The organism is Cobetia sp. QF-1, from assembly GCF_002213105.1.
Taxonomy (GTDB): Bacteria; Pseudomonadota; Gammaproteobacteria; order Pseudomonadales; family Halomonadaceae; genus Cobetia; species Cobetia crustatorum.
The window spans coordinates 72,215-89,620 of record NZ_NBVS01000002.1 but is presented as its reverse complement, the minus strand read 5'-3'; the positions used below and the strand labels follow the sequence as shown (position 1 = coordinate 89,620).

The window sequence follows — 17,406 nt, the reverse complement described above, 5'->3', positions numbered from 1 at the left end:
TGGGTCCTGGCCCTTTTCTGTCCGGAGTCCGCATGGACACTAGCCCTGAACCGTCTACGCCTTCTTCACCGCCCGTCTCTGCCGAAAAGACACCCCCCACATCGCGGCGTCTCATGTGGCTGCGCCTGCTAGCCGTGATCATTCTCGCACTGGCCGTGGCGCTCGCTGGCTGGTGGATGACGCATAGCCCCAGCGCGCCAAAGCGCGCAGCCGTCGAGGCACCTGTCCCGACGGTTGAGGTAGTGACGGTGAACCATCAGTCGAGCGCCCCGCTGCTTGAAGGCTATGGTCGGGTCATTGCAGACCGCGAAACCACGGTCTCGACCCGAGTCAGCGGTCGCCTTGCCCCCTTCGCAGACGGTGTAGAAGCGGGACGAGAAGTGAAAAAGGGGCAGTTGCTGGCCAGCCTCGACAAGCTGGATTACCAGCTGGCACTGCGACAGGCAGAGGCAGATCTCACCACCGCAGAGGCAAGTCTGGCGTCCGAACGCGGTGAACAGATCCGCGCTGCATCCGAGTACAAGACCTTCGGCCGCTCACTCCCTGCGGCGCAAAAAGCGCTGGTACTGCGCGAGCCACAGCTCAAGGCAGCCGTGGCAGCCGTGGAAAGTGCTCGCGCCAATCGTGATCAAACGAAAGCCAATCTGGAGCGCACCGATATTCGCGCGCCTTTCGATGGCTTGATCAGTGAGCGGCTGGTAGGTGAAGGCAGTGATCTCAACGCCTTCACTGACTTGTTGACGCTGGTCGCCTCAGACCGTTTCTGGGTGCGCCTCAACTTGCCGCAGGACGACATGGAATGGCTCTCGACTCACGCGCGTGATGGTCAGGGCACGCCAGTACTGATCTCCAGCAAGGCATGGCCCGAGGGACAGCATCGACTCGGCGAGGTCTGGAGCGTACTGCCGTCATTGGAAGACAATGGTCTGCTGACCCAGGTGATGGTGGCCGTAGATGACCCGCTGGCCCTGAGAGTTTCTGATGAGGCACGTACCAGCACCCCAGCACTGCGTATTGGCGATGTTGTCGAAGCCAGTCTAAGCCCGACACGCACAGCGTCATTGATCGAACTGCCGATCAGCGCGCTGCGCAGCAATCGTGAAGTCTGGGTGCTGACACCTGACGACCATCTCGAGAAGCGCAGTATTCAACTGCGCCATCTCGGCAATGACAGCCTGTTGGTCGCCGACGGCCTTACAGACGGCGAGCGCGTCATCACCAGTGCGCTGAGTAGTGTCGAGGCAGGTATGGCGCTGCGTGCCCGTGGTGATGAGAAGAAAGACCCCGAGCCCACACCGGACGCTGATCAACAAACCAGCAAGCGAGCCGAGAATCCGGTGGGTGGCCAGTCAGCCACCACCTCGACCACAGGAAGCGAGTCATGACGGTACCGTCTCGCCTCAAGGGCCCGATCAGCTGGATGCACGACCACGGTGTCGCCGCCAACCTGTTGATGCTATGCCTGATCCTCGGTGGTCTTCTGATGTCGAGTCAGATCAAGAAAGAGGTTTTCCCCTCCTTCGAACTCGAGATCATCAACGTCAGTGTCAGCTATTCCGGCGCGACGCCGGATGAGGTTTCCGAAAGCCTGCTGCAGGCCATGGAGTCCGCAGTTCAGGACGTGGAAGGTATCGATGAGATCACCGCCACGGCCCAGGAGGGCCTGGGTTCGCTGTCCATTGAGCTTCAGGACGGCATCGAGACCATGCGCGCCTATCAGGACATTCAGCAGGCCATCGACAGCATCACTACCCTGCCGGATGAATCTGATCCGCCGGTCTACTCACTCGCTGGCCGCTCACGTAGCGTGATGGAGCTGAAGCTGCATGGCCAGACTGATGATCAGACACTGCGCAATGTAGCAGAGCGCCTGCGTCTGAGCCTGCTCGACAGCAGTGATATCACCAAGGTAGAACTGACGGGCATCCGTGATCGTGAAGTTCATGTCGCGCTTGATGAAGGCGCGTTACGTCGCTACGGCCTGTCGCATCAGGAGGTTGCCAGCCTGATCGGCAATCAGGCCCTGAACCTGGCCGGCGGCAGTCTGGACACCCAGCAGGGCGAGTACCTGGTGCGCTATGAAGCACGTCGCGACGGTGCGGTCGAGTTTTCGCAGCTGCCCGTCATTTCGAGCCAGGAAGGTAATGTCATTCGACTGGGCGATATCGCCATCGTCAGTGACGGCTTTTCCGATAGCGATAAAGAAGTGCTCTACGACGGTGAACCCGCCATTGGCCTCGACATCTATCAGGTCGGCAAGCAGACCCCCACCTCGCTCTCCGAGGCGACCATGGCCATGTTGCCGGAGCTGACTACCAGCCTGCCGCGCGGACTGACCTTAAGCGTCGAGGACGATGACTCGCTGATCTATCAGGATCGTCTGGAACTGCTGCTCAAGAATGCCTGGATGGGACTGGCACTGGTGCTGGTGCTGCTAGGGCTGTTCCTGGAAGCGCGCCTGGCCTTCTGGGTAACACTGGGTATTCCGACCGCCTTCCTTGGTGCGATGCTGTTCCTGCCACTGGTGGGCGTCTCCATCAACATGATCTCAATGTTCGCCTTCATCATCGCGCTGGGCATCGTGGTGGATGACGCGATCATCGTCGGTGAGAACATTCACTCGCATCGTGAACGTGGCGCGAGCATGCGTGAGGCCGCCATCTTGGGAGCGCGTGAGATTGCGGTACCGCTGGCCTTTTCGATTCTTTCCAACATCGTGGCCTTCATTCCGCTGCTGTTCCTGCCTGGCTTCCTCGGGTTGGTGTTCGGCATCATCCCGCTGGTGGTCATCAGCATTTTCGCGCTGAGCTGGATCGAGGCCATCTTCATCCTGCCGGCGCATCTGGGGCACACCAGTGAGAAACCGATTCGCTGGTTGGCACCGCTCGATCGCGTTCGCCACGGCGTACAGCGGCGCCTGGAGCACTTCACTCGCCATCGCTTCCAACCGTTTCTGGAGCGCTGTCTCGACTATCGTGGCTTGACCGCTATCTGCGGACTGGCACTCCTGATTTTGGCGCTCGCGTGGATGGCCAGTGGACGACTCGGCTTCTCACTGATGCCGCGCGTAGAGTCCAATCGTGCCGGTGTCACCGCCAACCTCCCGGTCGGCAGTCCAATCAATCAGGACCGCGAAGTTCGCACCTTGCTGCTCTCTGCACTTGATCGCGTACGTGCTCGTGAAGACAGTCCCGACATCTATTCCACCAGTGCCGAGATCGAAGGCAACTCGCTGAGCATCATTGCCAATCTGGACACCACGGTAGAAGGCAACTGGTCGCCCTCGCAGGTGATTTCAGCATGGCGCAAGGAAGCCGGCGCCATCGCCAATACCGACTCGCTACTGTTCGAGTCCGATATCGGTGGCCCCGGCCGTGGGGCCGGGCTGACGATTCGCGTGTCTTCCACCGACGACACTGTCTTGATGGATGCAGCACACGCGCTGAGCGTGGCGCTGGGTGACTACAGCTCACTCTCTGATATCGATAGTGGCCTGGATGATGGCAAGCGCGAGATCTATCTCAAGCTCAATGCCTATGGTCGCTCACTGGGACTGGATGGTGCGACGCTGTCTCAGCAGCTGCGTGGCCCGCTCTCAGGGGCCACTGCGCTCAAACAGCAACAGGGCCGCAATGAGGTGGAAGTCAAGGTGCTGCTGCCAGAAGCACAGCGTGCCAGCCTGGCTCAGCTCGAGAGCTTCGGTATCCAGACAGGCGATGGCGTCAGCGTGCCGCTGGGGCTGGTCGCTGATATACAGCAGGGCCGAGCGGCCTCCAGCATCTTGCGTATCGACGGACGCCGCGTGATCGAAGTCACTGCCAACGTCACCCCCTCGGATGCCGTCAGTCAGGTAATTACCAGTCTGGAGCAGGAAGTGTATCCGCAGCTGGAAAGCCAGTATCCGAGCCTGAGCATCGGCTATGGTGGTCGCCAGGAAGAGACTGCCGATAATCTGGGGTCACTCAAGATCTCGCTGCTGCTGACACTGGCGGCGCTCTACCTGCTGCTGGCATTGCCCTTCCGCAGCTATCTGCAGCCATTGCTAGTCATGTCCGCCATTCCATTTGGCTTGATCGGCGCCGTCATTGGTCATCAGTTGATGGGGTATGGCCTGTCGGTGATCAGCTTGATGGGCATGCTGGCGTTGTCCGGCATCGTCATCAATGACGCGCTGGTATTGATCGACTATGCCAACCGACAACGTCTCGCAGGGGCCAGCCCTCGTGAGGCGATCCTACAGGCCGCGACGCGACGGCTGCGTCCTATCCTGCTGACTACCCTGACGACTTTCTTCGGATTGGCGCCGATGATCTTTGAAACCTCGCGTCAGGCGCGCTTCATGATTCCCATGGCGGTTTCCATTGGCTTCGGGATTCTCTTCGCGACAGTGATTCTGCTGATACTGGTGCCGTCGCTGTACCTGCTGCTTGAAGATGCACAGAACATGTTGCGGCGCCTGCTGGGACTGGCGCCACGTACTGATCGGCAGGAGGAGCACTCCACATGATTCAACGCCTGGCTTCGATGCGTTCGCGCCTGTCGATACGTCTTTTCGTCACACTCTTGATCGCCAATGCCGTGATCGGTACCAGCATCTACATGTTTGTTTCGCACAGCATGGACAAGGGTTTCGTGGATTATCTGAAACGCACTCAGAAGGAGCGCGTCGAGGTCGTCTCCAATGAGCTCATCAACAATTACCGCTTGTCAGGTGACTGGCAGTGGGTGAAGGACCGCCAGGCCTGGAGACGCATCATCCATTCCGAGGCGACGATGCCCATGCCACCTCCTGCCGCGGAAGATGTCGGTCGGCCGCAGGATTACATGCTGCTGAATGCTAATGGCAAGCACCTGAATGGCCCACCTCGGCCCTTGCCCGGCATGCGCTTCGTCCCGCTGAAGGTCAATGGCCAGAAGGTCGGCGAGCTGGGCTATCTTCCGATCGGCGTGGTACTGAGGCGTAGCAAGGACGAATACCTTGATCGTCAATCGCGTAATCTGGCGATCATCATGCTGTCCTCCACCTTCGCTTCTCTGCTGGCCGCAGCTGGCATCGCCTGGTGGCTGGGGCATCGCGTACGAGACCTGGCGAGTGGTGCCAGCCGCCTGACCGCGGGGGATTACGCCACGCGTATACCAGTGCGTGGACGGGATGAGCTGTCGCGCCTGGCAGGCGACTTCAATGCCTTGGCCGCGACACTTGAGTCCAATCGCGACTCACGGCAGCGTTGGGTCAGCGATATCTCGCATGAGCTGCGCACGCCGCTGGCGGTACTCAAGGGCGAGATCGAGGCCATGCAGGATGGCTTCCGTCCGATGAGTCAAAGTAGCCTCGGGTCACTTGTTCAAGAAGTCGATGCTCTCAATCGACTGGTCTCTGATCTACGCCTGCTAGCGCAGAGCGATGCTGGCACTCTTAATGCGTGGCGGGAGCCGTTAGCGCTCGACAGCCAGCTCGTCGATAGTCTCGACGATTTAAGTGGCTGGCTGGATGATGCCGGCATTCACCTCGAGACCGACATCAACCTGCCGCTGCAGATAAACGGTGACCTACAACGCCTGCATCAACTGTGGAGCAATCTGGCCAGTAATACCCGCGCCTATACCGATGCCCCAGGGGTGCTGAAGGTCAGCCTGCACCGCGAATCCGCGCGTACTGCAGATGGCGAAGGCCATCCGGGCTGGGCGGTGGTGCGCTGGGAGGATTCAAGCCCCGGTGTACCAGCGGCGGAACTCTCTCACCTGACTGAGCGCCTATACCGCGTCGAGAACTCGCGCAATCGCACCAGCGGCGGTTCAGGACTGGGACTATCGATCGCCAGTGCGTTGGTAGCAGCACATGATGGACAGCTCATCCCGGGCCAGTCATCACTGGGCGGACTGCGCTGGGATATTCGCTTGCCGCTACTGGCCAGCTGATCACCGCTGCTTCCCACGCCCCGTCATTTTTTATCTTCAAGGATTCCTGAGCATGAGCGACGTTCACACCGACACCCACGATGCCCAGTCACAGACTCAGAAACCATTGGTTCTGGTGGTCGAAGATGAGCCCAAGATCGCCAGTCTGCTCTGCGACTATCTCAATGGCAGCGGCTATCTCACGCGTCACATCGATGATGGCAATGCCGTCATCGCTGCCGTCCGTGAAGAGACACCTGCGCTGGTGCTGCTTGACCTGATGCTGCCGGGCACTGATGGCCTGACGCTGTGTCGCCAACTGCGCGCTGAAAACAGCCTGCTGCCCATTATCATGTTGACGGCACGTGTCGAGGAAGTTGACCGCCTGCTGGGATTGGAGTTGGGCGCAGATGACTATATCTGCAAACCGTTCAGCCCGCGTGAAGTCGTCGCCCGCATCAAGGCTGTCCTGCGTCGCAGCCAGGCACTCGATCAAACCCTGTCCGACACTTCCGACAAAGGCCAGCTGCGCCTCAATGAAGATGGCTGGCAAGCATTGGCCGATGATCAGGACCTGGGCTTGACCGCCGTCGAATTCCAGCTACTCAAGGTAATGATGCAGTCGCCAGGGCGTATCTTCTCCCGCGACCAACTGATGGACCACATGTACCGTGACCATCGCATCGTCTCCGAGCGTACGGTGGATTCCCACATCAAGAAACTGCGCCGCAAGATTGCCAGCATCTGGCCGGAACGTGACGTCATCCGCTCCATCTATGCCGTTGGCTACAAGTTTGAACCTGACGTGCTGGAGTGATCGCACCGTTACCAACACCTTGACGCTGGAGAGTTGGGTCACGAGCATTTGACCAACAACCTTGCAGAAACATGACAACTGGCGTCTGTGACCACAGACGCCAGTTGCGTTTTTGTTGCACCTGCAGTGCCGATTTCGTACCTGTTGTGTAGAGATACTGACGTCACTGCCGCAACACAGCGGCCATCCCGCCAAGAGGACAGCACGATCCTCCTCAAGGCTTCTGTAAAAAGTACTGGCACGACATCACGCTACGAAGTTCGTCACATCACTGCACGATTTCTCTCTATTTACGTACGACAGTGACATGACTGAATGATGCTCGGCCTTTGACTTTCGACACACGGAGTACGCTATGAACCGCATCTCTCGCAAGCTCATCGTTTCAGGTCTTCTCACCGCTCTGGCACTGCCGATGACCGCTATGGCCGCCAGCAATGCAAAGACATCCGAGCACGACGCCTCCAGCCGTAAAGCAGGCATGGAAAAGATTCTAGCCAGCTGGAACCTCAGCGACGAACAGCAGCAACAGCTTGATGAGCTCCAGCAGCAGCGCATGGAAAGCCGCAAGCAGATTGAAAACCAGACATTTGATTCTCGTGAAGATCGTCGCGCCGCCATCAAGGCACAACGCGACCAGAGTGCCGCTGAAATGGCCAAGATTCTCGACGAGAATCAGATGACGGTGCTCACTGCCTACTGGAATGCCGGCAAGCACGACGGTAAACATGGCGGCGGTAAGCACGATGGCAAGCAGCAGGGCCACAAGAAAGACGGCGGCAAGGCCGGTGGCAAGCATATGGTCGACAACGACGGACAACGTATGGCGCTGATGGGGGCACTGTTTGACAGCTGGAACCTGGATGACAGCCAGCGCGACAGCCTGAAGGATTCCTTCACGTCCATGCGCGAGGATATGAAGGCGCTCAAGGACACTGATTTCGACTCACGTGAAGCACGCAAGGCTGCCTTCAAGACACTTCGCGATACTCAGCATGAGCGCTTGAGCAAGGTACTCAACGACGACCAGATCAAGGTGCTGGATCTCATGCACCAGCGCGACAAGCGCGGGCCGAAGATGGCAGAGCGTCAGCAGAAAGAAGGTATGAAGGCGCTGCTGGCTAGCTGGAACCTGAGCGATGAGCAGCAGCAAGCGCTCAAGGACATTCGTGATGAAATGCGCGACGACATGCGTGACAGCATGAAGCAGGCACGCGCTGACATGCAGGAAGCCAAGCAGGCGGGTGAAGTGGCCGAAGGTCGCAAGGCTCAGCATGAAAAGATGCGTAAAGCCGGTCTTGAACTACGCAAGGAAGGCCGTGACAAACTGGCCGATGTCCTGTCTTCCGAGCAGCTGGATGCACTGGAAGCCTTCATGGATAACGGCATGCGCCATCACGCTGGACAGAAGCATTCAAATGGCGGGCATGCTACCCAGTCAGTAGAGCAGGCACCTGAAGCCTGAGTCGCTATCTTACGCGACTCGATATCGAGTGCATCTCGAGTAAGCGACTCGCGTTCCAACAGCAGACATGACGGCATGATCTGAAAAGTCGAGCGCTATTTCGCCTAACCCACGACGCCCCGAGCACATTTTTTGTGCTCGGGGCGTCGTCGTTTTCAGTGATCATCTCACAAACCTCATCCGTCACTTGAAGGCACTGCCCAAAAGCCGCTGTCATGCGGGTTATAGACTATTTTTACTTGCGGTAATCACGCTTTTTACTCGGACAGGAATTGCATTGAAAACGACATATATATAAGAAAAACCAACATGCAACCCTACACATTTCCACCCAAGGGGTTATATTTTCATTGAACAATCAATTAAAATAATTCTGCGAGGCCTTGAGCATTACGCAATGTGATAGTGGAGTCACGCTTTCCTGACTGCTGAGCCCCTGGTAGACAGGTAGATGGGCAGGTGCATGCAACCGTCACAGGAAAGCGGACCCAGAATGCTGTATATGTCGTTTTCCATCTGGCAAGCGTACACATTCTGAAGCTCGACAGCTTTCCAATGCGCCTCTCTCTGCAGCAAGACGCAGTGAGCCGTAACGAAAAGCATAGAGACGTCCAATAACACTTGCGGAGCGTTCAAGGTAACGGGCCTGGCTACTTCCCCACAGCCACGTGATAGCGGCGCTACTTCTGCTTTCCAGCGTTTCGACGCTGCCCGCGAATTGCTCATCATTTGCAGTTCTCGCTTACCGATACGTCATGCAGACATGCCGCATCGGTCGCCACCACCGTCGTTTCGCGTTCGGCCACAGCCTGAGCGAAGCACGGTGCGTGCCGTTCGTGTCCGTCTTTTTTTGGCGTTTTCCAGACAACGATGTCATTGGAAGAACGATCAAAAAAGCACTACGCACGAGTGAAACTTCCCTCTGACAGGAGTTCCTCATGCAGAAACCTGCTTCCGCCGAGAACGCATCTCCGTCCTCGAGTCGCATCAACCCTACCGTCTTCTACGGCTCCATCATCGGTATTCTGGGCTTTCTCGCCTTCGCGATGTTGTTCACCGAGCAAGCGGACAAGTGGATCGGCAGCGCACTGGTCTGGACCATCGACACCTTCGGTTGGTTCTACATGCTGGCCATCGTCGCCTATCTGGTATTTGGCGTATTGATTGCCTGCTCACGCTTCGGACGGATACGCCTGGGGCCGGATGACTCGCGCCCCGAGTTTTCGCTGATGTCCTGGGCAGCGATGCTGTTTGCCGCCGGTATCGGTATCGACATCCTATTCTATTGCATCGCGGAGCCGCTCTCCCATTACGTTGCGCCAGTCACCGGAGACCCGATGACCCAGGTCGCGATTCGCAATGCGATGGTCGAGACCTTCTTCCACTGGGGTCTCTCCGGCTGGGGCATCTATGTGCTTGCCGGTATGTCACTGGCCTACTTCAGCTATCGCCATCGCCTGCCGCTGGCCATTCGCTCGGCTTTCTATCCACTGCTCGGGAACCGCATCAATGGCCCGATCGGTAACGCCGTCGATATCTTCGCGATCATTTCCACCGTGTTCGGCATCGCCACCTCGCTGGGCATCGGCGTCATCCAGCTGAACTACGGTCTCAAGTTCATGCTGGGCATCCCCGAGAACATCGCCGTCCAGGCCGCTCTGATCGTGGGCGTGATGGTACTGGCAACCATTTCGGTGGTTACCGGTGTCGAGAAAGGCATCCGTCTGCTGTCTGAATTCAACATGCTGCTCGCCACCGCGTTGTTGATTTTCGTACTGGCTGTCAGCGATACCTCCCAGCTACTCAATGCGCTGGTACTGAACATAGGCGACTACTTCACCCAGTTCGTCAGCAAGAGCTTCGACACCTACGCCTACACGCCGGATACCGATGAGTGGATGAGTTCCTGGACCCTGTTCTTCTGGGGCTGGTGGATCGCATGGACACCGTTTGTCGGCCTGTTCCTCGCACGCATCTCACGTGGTCGTACCATTCGCCAGTTCGTCTTCGGTGCACTGCTGATTCCGCTGAGCTTCATGATGGTCTGGATGAGCGTGTTCGGTAACGCCAGCATCGACATGGTCGCTAACCAAGGCGTCACCTCACTGGCCACCGAAGCACTGAATGCACCGCAGAACACCATCTATACCTTCCTGGAGCAGCTGCCGCTGTCAGGCATCACCACCGCAGTCGTGGCGATTCTGGGCATCGTATTCTTCGTGACATCAGCTGATTCTGGTGCGCTGGTACTGGCTAACTTCACCTCCATTCTCAAGGATGTGAACCACGATGCGCCGATCTGGCTGCGTATCTTCTGGTCCGCCATCATCGGTCTGCTGACGCTCGCTCTGCTGATGGTCGGAGGTCTCGGGGCGCTGCAAAGTGCCGTGGTCATCACCGCCGTACCCTTCTCCATCGTGTTGATCTTCATGATGATCGGGATGTACAAGGCACTGATGATCGAAGACCGCAAGGAAAACGTGCGCCAGGACAACAGCTGCGTCTATGAAGGTGTCGACTGGCATGAACGTCTGGATCACGTGCTGGACTTCGCCCAGAGCGGCAGCGCTGAAGCGACACTCAAGCGCTCTGTCCGTCCGGCACTCAACCAGCTGGCCGAAGAGCTCACCCGACGTGGCCAGGTGTCGACCGTCACGGAAGAGCAAAGTGACGATGAACCGCTGCCGCGTGTGATGCTGGAAGTCGAGTTCGAGGACGCCTCCAACTTCGTCTATCAGGTGCGCTCCATACGTCAGCAGACACCGAGCTTCATCGATGCCAATGACGACTACTACCTGCGTCTGGCAGTCCACCTTTCCGAAGGGGGTAGCGGTCAGGAACTCAACGGCCTGTCGCGCGCTCAGGTACTGGATGAAGTGGTTACTGCCTACCAGCAGCATCTGGCCTTCGTGCGTCACGATACGGTCAATGAAGCACCTGTAATGCCGGGCGTGATCGGCAAGCAGTCCTGATAAGGACTGCGCTACCTGAGAGCCCACAGGGGAAACCTCTGCGGGCTCTCAGACACTAAAAAGCCCCGCTCGGGTAACCGAGCGGGGCTTTTTAGTGTTCAGCTGCAAGCACCCTTCTCAGCTCACGGCAGCCGTCTCGACCTGCTGTGCGCCCTTCTTGAGCATGGCATAACCGATGCCGGTAATCAGGGTGCCGGCCACGATGGCTCCCAGATACAGCAACGGCACATTGATGGCATTGGGGATCAGCAGTACAAACAGGCCGCCATGCGGTGCGACCAGCTTGGCACCGACCAGCATCGACAGCGCGCCAGTCACTGCACCACCGGCCATGCAGGACGGAATCACGCGCAACGGGTCCTTGGCAGCGAAGGGAATCGCACCCTCAGAGATGAAGCACAGCCCAAGCACGAAACTGGCCTTGCCAGCTTCACGCTCCGGCACGGCAAACTTGTTGCGCGCGATGAAACTGGCCAGCCCCATGCCGAGTGCCGGCACCATGCCTGCCGCCATGATGGCCGCCATCGGCGCGTAGGTTTCGCTGGCCAGCAGGCCCACACCGAACGCGTAGGCAGCCTTGTTGACCGGTCCGCCCAGATCAAAGCACATCATCGCACCCAGCAGGATGCCCAGCAGCACGGCATTCGCCGAACCCATCGATTCCAGATAATTCGTCAGTGCCGACATCAAGCCTGCCACGGGCGTCCCGACGACATAGATCATCACCAGACCGGTGATCAAGCTCGCCACCAGCGGGATGATCAGAATCGGTTTGAGCGATTCGATCGACTGCGGCAGCTTGACGTAACGGCTCAGGCCGAGCGCGGTATAGCCCGCCAGAAAACCAGCGATGATGCCGCCGAGGAAGCCGGCATCCAACGTGGAGGCCAGCAAGCCGCCAATCATGCCGGGTGTGATGCCCGGACGGTCAGCGATGGAATAGGCGATATAGCCGGCCAGTACCGGAATCATCAACTTGAAGGCTGCACCACCGCCAATCTGCATCAGTGCTGCCGCCAGTGTCCCTTCCTCCTCGAAGGCCTTGATACCGAAGATGAAGGACAGCGCAATCATCAAGCCGCCCGCCACTACCATCGGCAGCATGAAGGACACGCCAGTGAGCAGATGCTTATAAGGGCCGCGCTTCTCGCCCTGTTGCTGACCACTGCCCTGCTTTTCACCGCCTGCCGGCTGTACCTGTGCGCCTTCGAAGGCCTCTTCAATGGTATCGCGCGGCTTCTTGAGCGCCGTGCTGGTAGAGGTGCGCCAGACGCGTTTACCGGCAAAACGGGTCGGATCGACCTCGATATCGCAGGCCAGAATCACGACATCGGCGTCCGCAATTTCCTGCTCGGTGAGCGCGTCCTGTGCACCAACTGAGCCCTGGGTCTCGACGCGCGTCGGATAGCCCAATGCACGCCCTGCCTCGCTCAACGCCTCTGCCGCCATGAAGGTATGCGCTACCCCCGTCGGGCAGGCCGTCACGGCCACGATGGACGGCACGGACTTGGCGGCTGTCTGAGTAGTCGTCCCTACATTTTCAGGCACGGCGCTGCTCAGACCAGATTTCGTCAGATCAGTACTGCCCAGATCCGCGCTTTCCAGCCGACGAGCACGCGACTCCGCCATCGCGAGGAAGGCTTCGGGGTCCGGCAAGGCCTCCTCGATGGAGGCAACATGCACCTGCATACCCACGAAGCGCTCAAGCCCGGCACTCGCGACAGGCGACGCTGCCACGATCACCAGCTCGGCGGCGTCCAGCTGAGACTCGCTCAGCGTGATGCCAGCCTCAAGCTCGGAATGCATGTCGATGACAGGATTCCAACCATGACGACGCGCGGCCTGTTCCAGACGGCGCGCTGCCAGGAAGGTAGTCGCCATGCCACTCGGGCAGGCGGTGACGATAATGACGTTCATTGGCGTGACTCTCCGGCTGTCTCGACATCGGCAGGCGCCAGTGTCTCGATGCTGGTGTGTTGTTGGAGGAATTCAAGCTGGGAAGCGAGCGGATTGCCCGGCCCCGGGTGCGTCACTGCTTCGGCCGACAAGGCCGTCGCAAAGCGCAGTATCCGTTCGCGCGTGGCGGGCGAGGCCACGGGATGACACAGCACGCCATGCAGCATGGCTGCCAGCAGTGTATCGCCAGCGCACACGGTACTGACTACCTGCATGCGTGGCGGACGGGCACGTAGCGTTACCGCATTGGGGCGGGTCCACAGCACGCCTTCTGGCCCAGCGGAAATCAGTGCTTCACGAATGCCGTGATCGACAAGCTGCATCAGGGCACGCTCACGGGCGGCGTCGCTGTCCAATGGCTCACCTGCCCACAACGCTAGCTCCTGCTCGTTGGGCTTGACCGCCGTCGGGCATGCCGCAAGACCCGCTTCCAGCGCCGCACCACTGGTATCGAGCCAGCAATCAACTGACTGAGCGCGTACACGACTCACCAGCGACGCCAACTGCATATGCGTAATACCCGGCGGCAGGCTGCCCGCGATGACCACTGCAACGCCATCAACACTGTCTCGTTGAGCGATCCACTCATCAATGCGGGCTTCAAGACGCGCGAATGCATCAGCATCAACCTGCATGCCGGCCCCATTGATATCGGTGACACGCCCACTGGTTTCACCGAGTTTGACGTTGATACGCGTTGCGCCTGACACACGTTCGAAAGCGTCTGTCAGGCCCCAGGTCGAGAAGGCGGCAGTGAAATCGGCCTGATTGTCGCGGCCCAGAAAGCCGGTCAGCGTGATCGGATGCCCGAGAGAAGCCAGTACCCGTGCCACATTGATGCCCTTGCCGGCAGCTTCCAACTGATTACCATCTGCGCGATTGACCTTGCCCAGCGTCAGACTGCTCAGTGTGATGGTCAGGTCCAATGCCGGATTGAGCGTCACGCACAGCACCGGACAGCTGCCCGCATCACGTACCAGCTTGTCTGTCAGTTCACCTGTCAACTCATCTACTGCACCTGTCAGTGAAGCCGTGCCATTGCTCATGTTCTTCGCTGCACCAGCCATCACACCGACTCCTGATTGAGAGTATCCAGTGACGTGCCCTGTGCGGTGTCAGCATGATCGAGCAGCGCATCCAGCGCACTGCGCACGTCTTCGGAGGTCGGTTGAATCAGCGCGACACGCGCCTGCTCACGCGCGGTGGCCAAATCCAGCTCGCGGACACGTGCCTTGACCAGCGGAATCTGGCGACTGGATACCGACAACTCATCCACGCCCAGCCCCACCAACACCCCCACCGCCTGATCATCGCTTGCCAGCTCACCACAGACGCCTACCCAGGCGCCGTGGGCATGGGCAGCGTTGACGGTCATCTCGATCAGACGCAGCACTGCGGGATGCAAGCCATCGGCCTGTGCTGACAACGTGGCGTGGCCACGGTCGATCGCCAAGGTGTACTGAGTCAGGTCATTGGTGCCAACGGAGAAGAAATCGACTTCCGGCGCGATGCTCGCCGCCGTCAAGGCAGCGGAGGGGATCTCGATCATCACCCCCACTTGCACATCACGCTGAGGCGGCTGACCATGCTCGGCCTCATGTGCCGCGTCCAGCTCATCCCGCACGCGATCAACGATCACACGAGCAGCACGTAGCTCGGCGAGGTCTTTTACCATCGGGAACATCAGCCGGATCGGACGCGAACCCGCCGCTGTCAACAGCGCCCGCACTTGTGTCTCGAGCACTTCAGGGCGAGTCAGCGCTAGGCGAATGCCGCGCAGACCCAGGAAAGGATTGTCTTCACGCGGCAGCGGCCAGTAGGACAGCGGCTTGTCGCCACCCACATCCAGCGTGCGTGCCACCAGCGGACGACCGTCAAGCGCATCCAACGCCTCGCCGTATTGAGTGATCTGAGTCGCGAGATCCGGCGCTTGCGGGTGCGCCATGAACACGAACTCGGTACGTAGCAGACCCACCCCTTCTGCGCCGCGTTCAACCGCATCACCGGCATGCGCGGTGTTGCCAAGGTTGGCCACGACCTCGACATGATGACCATCACGTGTCATTGCCGGCGCCATGCGGGATTCCCACGCGGCGGCCTGACGCTGCTCACGGCCAGCGATGGCCTCTTCAGCCCGGGCGCGGCGACTGGCAGAAGGCGCGACGCTGACACGACCCCGCTCACCGTCGACGATCAATTCAGTACCATCGGCAATCGCCAGCACGCTCTGCCCTGCCCCGACCACCGCCGGAATGCCCAGTGAACGCGCCAGGATCGCACTATGCGAGGTCGCGCCGCCCAATGCCGTCACCAACCCGCGCACGCGCGTGGTGTCCAACCGTGCAACATCGGAGGGGCCGATATCTTCCGTCACCAGCACGTGCGGCGTTTCCGGCGCGCTCGGCAACGGGGTTTCTGTCAGCACGCCCAGTACGCGACGCCCGACATCCCGCAAGTCAGCGGCACGTTCGGCCAGCAGCCGGTCTGCCAGGTTTTCCTGCGCGCGGGCGGCACTGTCGATGGCCGACCACCAGGCCGCTTCCGCACTGCTGCCTTCTTCAAGGCTTTCACGCGCGGCGACGAACAGCTCAGGGTCACCGAGCATCTCTTCGTGCATCGAGAGGATCTCGGCCATCTCGGCACCTTCAGCACGATTGACCAACGCCTGCAGCTGCAGGCGAGCCTCCTGGATTCCGACCTCAAGGCGCGCGACCTCATTGTCAGCGCCCGCGTCACTGCGCGCAGAGTAATCAAAGCGCGGTAGACGCATCACCCAGCAAGGGGCAATCGCCATGCCCGGCGATGCGGCCACCGCAGGCACTACACTATCCGCAGTCGGTGCCTCGACATCAGACGTCTGCCCTGCTGACTCAATCACGGAAGTGCCTGCCGTCGGGCGCTGGTCGGCCAATGGCTCGACCGCTTCTCCCAATCCGGCCTGTACAGCCGCCACCATCATGGCCAGTGCTGCCTCGGCCTTGGCCTGATCCTCAGTCGCGGCACTGAATACCAACGCCTGACCACGACGCGCCCCTAGCCCCAACACCTTGGTCAAGCTCGCAGCACTGACGACACCATCACCACCCTCTTCAAGGCGCAGCGAGGGAATGACACCGTGCCGTTCACCGGCATCTCGCGCAGCCTGTACCAACTGCTTGGCGGGCCGCGCATGCAGTCCATGCGCGTTAAGCAGCGTCACGCGCACCACCTGTGCCGTAGCTGATTCTCCCGACAGGCGGGCCAACAGTGCAGCGGTAGAGAGGCCCGGCAGGCGGTCACCGCCGCCGTCTTCCAACAAGATCAACAAGCGTTCGAGCAGCGGCCTGTGGTGTTGCCCTTGTGAAGGCACACGCGCCAGACAGGCCAGTGCATTGATACGCCCGTGGCGCGTTTCCAGCGATTTCTCGGGCGTCACCACAGCAAGCCCAGCCTGCGACACGTCCTGATCTGACTGTACCAGCCAGATGCCCTGACCCAGTGCACGCGGCTCAGCCGATAACATGGCGCTGATGAAACCATCGCCGACACAGCCGGCCTGACGCAGTCGTGCCGCCGCCGCCAGTACCAGCTCATCACGATCACGCGCAGGGAAGCCTGTCAGCACGGTATCGGCATCAAGTCGCGCCGGCTTCACCTCTTGGCCCAGCTCGGCGAGAATCTGCTCCGGCTCACTGGCGGTCGCCAGACGTTCACTGACGCCGTCACGATCAAGTACACGCGTCAGAGCACGCAGGATGTCGAGATGCTCATCGGATTGCGCCGCGATCGTGACCAGCAGAAAGACACGATTGCCATCGTGCCACTCAACGCCGTCGGGAAACTGCAGCACACGTACTCCGGTGGACAACACCGCATCACGACTGTCCGGCGTACCGTGAGGAATCGCGATTCCCTGTCCTAGATAGGTCGAAGACTGCGCTTCGCGAGCCAACAGGCCTTCACGATAGGCCACTGTTGCACGCCCACCCGCCACCAGCGCATCGGCAGCCTGCTGCAAGGCATCACGCCAGTCAGTGGCATGGGCGGCGAGGAGAATATCCTCTCGATCGAGGCTGAGCATGGCAGGCTCCTTGAGGCCCCTCTCACAGACGGGCGCTAATGGGGTGGCGTGAATCGCGCATGATGGTGACAACTAGATGAATCGTGTCACCTAATAGATTTCATGCTGGAGGGTTTACGACATTTTATCAAGTAGAAAGCCGCTAGAACCCGCTATTCTCATACTATACATTGGCCGTAGACCCGCCTGTGGTGGGGGATGGCGCCAATGATTTGCACCAAGCCTCACAAATACGCAT

9 protein-coding genes are annotated in these 17,406 nt (G+C 59.6%); 6 read left to right on the top strand and 3 right to left on the bottom strand.

What is annotated here, in order from left to right; translation table 11 throughout:
• Nucleotides 1–32: 32 nt before the first annotated feature.
• The 6 genes from CFN46_RS03730 to betT all read left to right on the top strand — a co-directional run bounded on the left by CFN46_RS03730 (nucleotide 33) and on the right by betT (nucleotide 11,152).
• Nucleotides 33–1,385: an efflux RND transporter periplasmic adaptor subunit gene (locus CFN46_RS03730; protein WP_169734542.1), complete on the top strand. Its 1,353-nt coding sequence runs from the start codon at nucleotides 33–35 to the stop codon at nucleotides 1,383–1,385.
• Entirely contained in the window at nucleotides 1,382–4,507 is a 3,126-nt protein-coding gene (locus tag CFN46_RS03725) for an efflux RND transporter permease subunit (RefSeq protein ID WP_088742750.1), read from the top strand. Before CFN46_RS03730 ends, CFN46_RS03725 begins: the two co-directional genes overlap by 4 nt.
• A complete protein-coding gene (locus CFN46_RS03720; protein ID WP_024953119.1) occupies nucleotides 4,504–5,919 on the top strand; it encodes an ATP-binding protein in 1,416 nt (471 codons plus the stop codon). The genes CFN46_RS03725 and CFN46_RS03720 overlap by 4 nt, the downstream gene beginning before the upstream one ends.
• Nucleotides 5,920–5,971: 52 nt before the next feature.
• A complete protein-coding gene (locus CFN46_RS03715) occupies nucleotides 5,972–6,715 on the top strand; it encodes a response regulator (RefSeq protein WP_024953118.1) in 744 nt (247 codons plus the stop codon).
• Nucleotides 6,716–7,070: 355 nt separating this feature from the next.
• Complete coding sequence (locus CFN46_RS03710) at nucleotides 7,071–8,180, top strand: Spy/CpxP family protein refolding chaperone (protein WP_088742749.1); 1,110 nt, start codon at nucleotides 7,071–7,073, stop codon at nucleotides 8,178–8,180.
• A gap of 938 nt (nucleotides 8,181–9,118) precedes the next feature.
• Entirely contained in the window at nucleotides 9,119–11,152 is a 2,034-nt protein-coding gene (gene betT / locus CFN46_RS03700; RefSeq protein ID WP_024953115.1) for a choline BCCT transporter BetT, read from the top strand.
• 117 nt (nucleotides 11,153–11,269) lie between these two features.
• Here betT and CFN46_RS03695 read toward each other — a convergent pair whose 3' ends face one another.
• Genes CFN46_RS03695 through ptsP form a run of 3 tightly spaced genes read right to left on the bottom strand, consistent with a single transcriptional unit; the run spans nucleotide 11,270 to nucleotide 17,168 of the window.
• Nucleotides 11,270–13,069: a PTS fructose-like transporter subunit IIB gene (locus CFN46_RS03695; RefSeq protein ID WP_088742748.1), complete on the bottom strand. Its 1,800-nt coding sequence runs from the start codon at nucleotides 13,067–13,069 to the stop codon at nucleotides 11,270–11,272.
• Nucleotides 13,066–14,175, bottom strand: a complete 1,110-nt coding sequence (locus tag CFN46_RS03690; protein ID WP_024953113.1) for a 1-phosphofructokinase family hexose kinase — start codon at nucleotides 14,173–14,175, stop codon at nucleotides 13,066–13,068. The genes CFN46_RS03695 and CFN46_RS03690 overlap by 4 nt, the downstream gene beginning before the upstream one ends.
• A complete protein-coding gene (ptsP, locus tag CFN46_RS03685) occupies nucleotides 14,175–17,168 on the bottom strand; it encodes a phosphoenolpyruvate--protein phosphotransferase (protein ID WP_088742747.1) in 2,994 nt (997 codons plus the stop codon). The genes CFN46_RS03690 and ptsP overlap by 1 nt, the downstream gene beginning before the upstream one ends.
• Between the last annotated feature and the right edge of the window lie 238 nt (nucleotides 17,169–17,406).

Bases quoted from the DNA above. Each gene is read 5' to 3' on its own strand.
- betT (WP_024953115.1), top strand. From the start codon at position 9,119: ATGCAGAAACCTGCTTCCGCCGAGAACGCATCTCCGTCCTCGAGTCGC.
- CFN46_RS03715 (WP_024953118.1), top strand. From the start codon at position 5,972: ATGAGCGACGTTCACACCGACACCCACGATGCCCAGTCACAGACTCAG.
- CFN46_RS03695 (WP_088742748.1), bottom strand. From the start codon at position 13,069: ATGAACGTCATTATCGTCACCGCCTGCCCGAGTGGCATGGCGACTACC.
- CFN46_RS03725 (WP_088742750.1), top strand. From the start codon at position 1,382: ATGACGGTACCGTCTCGCCTCAAGGGCCCGATCAGCTGGATGCACGAC.
- CFN46_RS03690 (WP_024953113.1), bottom strand. From the start codon at position 14,175: ATGGCTGGTGCAGCGAAGAACATGAGCAATGGCACGGCTTCACTGACA.
- CFN46_RS03720 (WP_024953119.1), top strand. From the start codon at position 4,504: ATGATTCAACGCCTGGCTTCGATGCGTTCGCGCCTGTCGATACGTCTT.
- ptsP (WP_088742747.1), bottom strand. From the start codon at position 17,168: ATGCTCAGCCTCGATCGAGAGGATATTCTCCTCGCCGCCCATGCCACT.
- CFN46_RS03710 (WP_088742749.1), top strand. From the start codon at position 7,071: ATGAACCGCATCTCTCGCAAGCTCATCGTTTCAGGTCTTCTCACCGCT.
- CFN46_RS03730 (WP_169734542.1), top strand. From the start codon at position 33: ATGGACACTAGCCCTGAACCGTCTACGCCTTCTTCACCGCCCGTCTCT.